Genomic DNA, 6,231 nt, shown 5'->3' with positions numbered 1-6,231 from the left:
GGCGGTGAGCGCGGGTGTCGTCACGCGGCCGCGCGTCATCGCGGCTTTCATCGCGTCCGCCCAGCACGCCTGTCCCGGCCGGTTTCTGGCGGAGGTCGGTACGGCGAGCGGCTGATACCGTCCGGCGGGTTCGGAATCGGGCACGCCTCATCGTCGCGCACCGGCGCCGGTGCCGATCACCTGCCCCGCGTCGTGTATCCGTGGGTCAGCCGGCGGCGGTGACGGCTGCCTCGACGATCGTGAAGACCTCGTCCGGGCGCAGCGAGCTGCGGGAGCCGCCGGGACGCCTGGGCGCGCCGCCGATCGAGCTGCCCCCGCCCCAGCCGGGTTCCCGCGCGGCGAGCGCGCCGAGGATCGTCCCCGGCTCCGCGACCGGCCCGACCGGGAAGCCGTCCACCAGGTCGCTGCGCCGTCCCACGGTGTACGCGGTCGAGCCGTCGGGCAGCGGCCGCCACATCACCGCCCGGGTGTGCCCCGCCTCGTACACCCGGTCGAAGGCGTCGGTGTCGCTGGTCGCCATCACCCATCCCGTCCCGGCATGGGTGATCCTGAACGACGCCGCCGGCCGCCGGCCGGCCTGGTCACCCGCCGGGACCGGATCGCTCCCGTCGGCCGGGCCGCCCGGGCCGGTGCCGGCGAGACCGCTGGCCAGCTCGGCGATCGCCGCCACGCAGCGGCTGAGGTCAGCGGCCATCCGCGCGGCGTCGCCGCCGCCACCGCCGGCCCGGGAGGGCAGTGGCACCCGGGCGGCGAACGCGGCGAGCAGGCCCGGTTCGGCCACCGGGTAGGCGGGGCCGTGCGCGTCCCGCCCGGCGACCGCCTCGACCAGCCGCCGCACCGGCCCGCGTACCGGCGAGGCCGCCGCCAGCCAGCCCGGGTGGGCCAGCAGCGCCACGGCCAGCGCGGTGTCCGCGTCGACGTCGTTGACGTAGACGGTGTAACGGCGGGGATCCAGCCCGAGCAGCAGCGCGTCGGTGACCTGTCGGCAGGTCGCGGTGGTCACCAGCCGGATGCAGGCGCCGTGGTGGTCGAAACTCAGCCGGCGGGCGCGCAGGTCGAGCGCGGGGCCCTGCACGACCCCGTCCAGCGCGATGCTGTACGGCGGCAGCTCGCGCAGCTCGACGACAAGGCCGGGGACGACGACCAGCGGCAGGTCACCGACGAGCAGCCGCCACCCGCCGCCACCCACCGCCACCGCCGTGCCGTCCTCGTGGCCCGCGCCGTCCCTGTCGTTGTCCTTCTCGTCCCGGTCGCTCATGTGCCCCGCTCCTTTGCCCGCCAGCGCGGCCGTGCCACCGCCCGGCCGCTTCTTCTGGATCCTGACGGACCACGGTGCTGGATCCTGACGGACCACGGTGCCGGCGGCGGCCCGGGGATCAGCCGCACCCGGAAGACGGCTGGGAGGCGACGGCTGGGAGGCAACGGCTGGGGGACGGCGGCTGGGCGGCCGGGAGCAGTCGTGCGGTTCCTGTTGACCTGAAGTGCGGTTGAGGTTGCAGACTGCTGTCATGCCTTTCCCGACATGCCTTACGGCGCCGCCGGAGGCGTTCGGCGCGCCGGCCGGCGGCCCGCCGTGGCATGGTCGTCCACGGGCGCGCGGCGTCCGCACCCACCCACCGTGACAGGCAGGAAAGGCGCGGCGCATCGCACAGGTGAGCAGCACGGAAGCCCGGAAAGAACCGTGCAAGGGACTCCTGCAGGAGCCGGAAGAGGCCGCTGAAGGGGCCCGGAAGGGACTACCGCCATGACCGTAGAGCTCAACCACACCATCGTGTCGGCGCATGACAAGAGCGCGTCGGCCGCCTTCTTCGCCGACGTCCTCGGGCTGGGCGGCCCGGCCCCGTTCGGCCACTTCCTCGTGGTCACGGCCGACAACGGCGTGAGCCTCGACTTCGCCGAGACGAAAGGCGCGGTCACCCCGCAGCACTATGCCTTCCTCATCGGCGAGACGGAGTTCGACGAGATCTTCGGACGGATCCGCGAGCGTGGCATCCGTTACTGGGCCGACCCGGGCCGCAGCCGGCCGGGAGAGATCAACCACGGCAGCGGCGGTCGCGGGGCCTACTTCCAGGACCCGGACGGCCACCTGCTGGAGATCCTCACCCGCCCTTACGGCAGCGCGGCCTGACGGGGGCCCGCCCGGCCCCCGCCGACGGGCCGCGGACGGGCCACGGACGGGTGGCGGACGGGTGGCGGACGGGCCGCGGACGGGCGGAGCGGGTTGCCGTCCGCCGGCCGCGGTGAAGGTGCCGGCCACCGTGAAAGTTCTGTCTCGGGCCGGGTCACCAGCGATATCGTCCAGTCAGTTGTGACTGTTATTGCGAGCAGAACTGGGGAGATCGATGCGGATCGGCATGACGCTGAGTTACAGCGGTGGCTTCACGGAGGCCGTCGCCGAGCTCGAGGACTTCGAGAAGGCCGGACTCGACATCGTCTCGGTCGCCGAGGCGTACACCTTTGACGCGGTCAGCCAGCTCGGCTTCATCGCGGCGCGGACCAGCCGGCTGGAGATCGCCTCCGCCATCCTGCAGCTATACACCCGTACCCCGACACTGACCGCGATGACCGCCGCGGGCCTGGACTTCGTCTCCGGTGGCCGGTTCTGGCTCGGGCTCGGCGCGTCCGGGCCACAGGTGATCGAGGGCTTCCACGGCATCCTCTACGACGCGCCGCTGGGCCGCACCCGCGAGGTGATAGACATCTGCCGCCAGGTGTGGCGGCGGGAACCCGTGGTGTACAAGGGCAAGTACTACCAGGTCCCGCTGCCGGAGGGCCAGGGCAGCGGCCTCGGCAAGCCACTGAAGATCATAAACCGTCCGCTGCGGCCCCGGATCCCGATCGTCCTGGCCGCGATCGGCCCGCGTAACGTGGCGCTGGCCGCCGAGATCGCGGAGGGATGGCTGCCGGTGTTCTTCCACCCGGACAGGGCCGACAACGCGTGGGGGAGCGCCCTGCGGGAGGGCTATGCCAGGCGCGACCCCGAGCTCGGCCCGCTGGACATCACCGCCAGCGTGTTCCTCGCCATCGGCGAGGGCTACCAGGACGATCCCGAGCTGCTGCGGCCATATCGCGCCCAGCTGGCCCTCTACATCGGCGGCATGGGCGCGAAGGGCAGGAACTTCTACAACGACCTGGCCTGCCGGTACGGGTACGAGCAGGCCGCCGACGTCGTCCAGGAGCTCTACCTCGCCGGGCGCAAGGAGGAGGCCGCGGCCGCCATCCCGGAGGACCTGGTCCGGGACACCTCGCTGGTGGGGCCGCCCGGGTACATCAAGGAGCGGGTCGCCGCCTTTGCCGAAGCCGGTGTCACGACCCTGCACGTGACGCCGCTGGCGGCCGCGCACGCCGAGCGTGTGCACGCCGTCGAGCAGCTACGCGCGATCATCGACTGACCGCCGGCCGGGGACGGGCGGCGGGCGCGCCCACCGCGGGCACGGCCCGCCGGTGGGCGCGGGCTCTGGGAGGAGCCCACGCCCCCTTCGTCCCCAGGGCCGGCCGGCCTCGCGGCGCATCGCCGGGCCCGGCGATGCGCCGGGCGTTGTGCCGGTGTCGGGCGGGTCAGCCTCGGAGCAGGTGGCGGGCCATGACTATGCGCAGGATCTGGTTGGTGCCCTCGTAGATCTGGGTGATCTTGGCGTCGCGCAGCATCCGCTCCACCGGGAAGTCCCGGGTGTACCCGGCGCCGCCAAACAGCTGCACGGCGTCGACGGTCACCGCCATGGCCACGTCCGAGGCGAACGTCTTGGCCGCCGCGGAGCGGAAGCCCGCCTGCGGCTCACCGCGCTCGGTGGTCGCCGCCGAGGCGTACACCAGATGCCGCGCGGCCTCGATCTTCATCGCCAGCTCGGCCAGGATGAACTGGATGCCCTGGAAGTCCCCGATGCGCTGCCCGAACTGCCGGCGCTCGCGCACGTAGTCCACGGCCGCGTCCAGCGCGCCCTGCGCGATCCCCAGCGCCTGCGCCGCGATCGTCGGACGGGTGTGGTCCAGGGTGGCCAGCGCCGTCTTCAGGCCGGTGCCCGGCTCGCCGATGATCCGGTTGGCCGGGATCGTGCAGTTCTCGAAGTGGATCTCCCTGGTCGGCGATCCCTTGATCCCCAGCTTCCGCTCCTTGTTGCCCACCGAGAAGCCCGGGTCGTCCCGGTGCACCACGAACGCGGAGATGCCCCGTGAGGGCTTGTCCGCGTTCGGGTTGCTCACCGCCATCACCGTGTACCAGGTCGACTCCCCGGCGTTGGTGATCCAGGCCTTCGTGCCGTTGAGCACCCAGTGGTCCCCGTCCAGCTGGGCGCGGGTGCGCATCGACGCGGTGTCCGAGCCCGCCTCTCGTTCGGAGAGCGCGTACGAGATCCCGGCGCCGGCCGCGATCTCGGTCAGCACCGTGCGCTTGAGCTCCTCGTCGGCGGACAGGATGATCGGCTGCGAGCCCAGCTTGTTCACCGCCGGGATCAGTGACGAGGACGCGCACACCCGCGCGACCTCCTCGATCAGGATGCACGCCGAGACCGCGTCCGCGCCCTGGCCGCCGTAGGACTCCGGGATGTGCACCGCGTGGAAATCCGCCTTCACCAGGGCGTCACGGGCCTCCGCCGGAAACCGTTCGGCTTCGTCCACCTCCGTCGCGTATGGCGCGATCTCCTTCTCCGCCAGCGCGCGTACGGCCGCGCGCAGCGCCTCGTGTTCCTCGCCGAGCTGGTAAAGCCCGAAGCCCTGGCTCATCCCCGACTCCTTCCCGGAAGATCAACTGTGATAGTCGTAGAAGCCACGACTGGACTTCTTGCCCAGCAGGCCGGCATCGACCATCCGTAGCAGCAGCGGCGGGGCGGTGTAAAGGGGCTCCTTGAACTCCTCGTACAGCGAGTCCGCCACCGCCTTCACGGTGTCCAGGCCGATCAGATCCGCCAGCCGCAGCGGCCCCATCGGATGGGAGCAGCCGTACACCATGCCGTTGTCGATGTCCTCCACCGACGCGAAACCCGACTCCATCATCCGGATCGCCGACAGTATGTACGGGATCAACAGCGCGTTGACCACGAAGCCCGCCCTGTCCTGCGAGCGGATCACCGTTTTGCCCAGCGCCCCGGTGGCGAAGTCCGTCACGGCCGCCAGGGTCTCCTCGGAGGTCAGCAGCGACGGGATCAGCTCCACCAGCTTCAGCACCGGCACCGGGTTGAAGAAGTGCAGGCCCACCACGTACGCCGGCCGGGTCGTGGCCATGCCCAGCTTCATGATCGGAATCGACGAGGTGTTCGACGCCAGGATCGCCTCGGGTGAGGCCACCACCTTGTCCAGCGCCGTGAACACCTCCAGCTTGGCCTGCTCGTTCTCCGCGATGGCCTCGACCACCAGGTCCCGGTCGATGAAGTCGTCCAGGCTGGTGGTGTAGCGCACGCGGCTCAGCGCCGCGTCGCGCTCCTGCTCGCTCAGTTTCTGGCCGCGGACCGCGCGCTCGAACGACTTCTCGATCCGCCGCTGCCCCGCCTCGAGCGCGAGCTGGCTCACCTCGGTCACCACGACGTCCAGCCCTGCCCGGGCGCTGACCTCGGCGATGCCGGAGCCCATCAGCCCGGCACCCACGATTCCCACCCGCTGGATCCCACTCATGTCCAGTTCTCCTCGTCCTGGCCCGGTGGGCCGTCGCCGCTCGTCCTGGCCCGTGGGCGCCGTTCCCGCGCCGGCTCGGTAGCTTTCCGGATCTTTCCGGTTTTCGCCGGCGGATGAGAGCTTCCGCCGTCACGCGCGAGAGATATTTTGACATCCATCTATCGGATGTACAAGCTTCCTGCCGTCGATACCGTACCCATCGCCGTCCATCACGCTGGGTCGGGTGGCCGGCTCCGGCCGGAGGCATGTCGCGATCTTTACAGGTAATCCCGGGACCGGGCTGTGAGCCGTAGCGACACCAGGACATTACTTTCCGTTATATCGCTTCGTGGGCCGGTTCCGCCGGCCGTTGACGCCGCGGGCGGACGGGGTGGCCGGCCGTACCACGTCCCCTGTCCGTTCCGGTGGTGGGTGCCCGCGTCCTGTGGAACCGGGTGGAATCCGTCTGTATCCGGTTTTATTTGACGTGATATGGCGGAATCCGGTGCTGTCCGGTGGAACTCCGCGTGATCGGTATGAACCGCCGTGGCATGCGTGCGTCAGGTTTTCGAGCGCGTGCTGTAGCGGTTATGTTGCGGACAGTCAGGCAGGCAGGCAGGCAGGCAGGCGGGCGGGGCGGAGCAGGGG

General features: G+C 71.1%; 5 protein-coding genes. 2 read left to right on the top strand and 3 right to left on the bottom strand.

The window, feature by feature from the left end; translation table 11 throughout:
- Window positions 1-205: 205 nt before the first annotated feature.
- Window positions 206-1,258: a hypothetical protein gene (locus tag AC5LUJ_RS15805; protein ID WP_250286521.1), complete on the bottom strand. Its 1,053-nt coding sequence runs from the start codon at window positions 1,256-1,258 to the stop codon at window positions 206-208.
- Between the two features lie 486 nt (window positions 1,259-1,744).
- Between AC5LUJ_RS15805 and AC5LUJ_RS15800 the strand changes: the two genes are divergently transcribed.
- Together AC5LUJ_RS15800 and AC5LUJ_RS15795 are read left to right on the top strand one after the other, a co-directional pair.
- Window positions 1,745-2,128 (top strand): VOC family protein, encoded by a 384-nt coding sequence (locus AC5LUJ_RS15800; RefSeq protein ID WP_250286520.1) that lies wholly within the window; start codon window positions 1,745-1,747, stop codon window positions 2,126-2,128.
- A 214-nt stretch (window positions 2,129-2,342) separates the two neighbouring features.
- Window positions 2,343-3,392 carry an LLM class F420-dependent oxidoreductase gene (locus AC5LUJ_RS15795; protein WP_250286519.1) on the top strand — a complete coding sequence of 350 codons (1,050 nt, stop codon included), beginning with the start codon at window positions 2,343-2,345 and terminating at the stop codon, window positions 3,390-3,392.
- Between the two features lie 166 nt (window positions 3,393-3,558).
- Here the strand turns inward: AC5LUJ_RS15795 and AC5LUJ_RS15790 are convergent, their stop codons facing one another.
- On the bottom strand, window positions 3,559-4,719 hold the full coding sequence (locus AC5LUJ_RS15790; RefSeq protein ID WP_250286518.1) for an acyl-CoA dehydrogenase family protein: 1,161 nt from the start codon (window positions 4,717-4,719) through the stop codon (window positions 3,559-3,561).
- A gap of 21 nt (window positions 4,720-4,740) precedes the next feature.
- Window positions 4,741-5,604: a 3-hydroxybutyryl-CoA dehydrogenase gene (locus tag AC5LUJ_RS15785; RefSeq protein ID WP_250286517.1), complete on the bottom strand. Its 864-nt coding sequence runs from the start codon at window positions 5,602-5,604 to the stop codon at window positions 4,741-4,743.
- Window positions 5,605-6,231: the final 627 nt, after the last annotated feature.

This window comes from Protofrankia sp. CiP1_Cm_nod3 (assembly GCF_982290655.1).
This window is presented reverse-complemented; position numbering and strand designations above follow the sequence as displayed.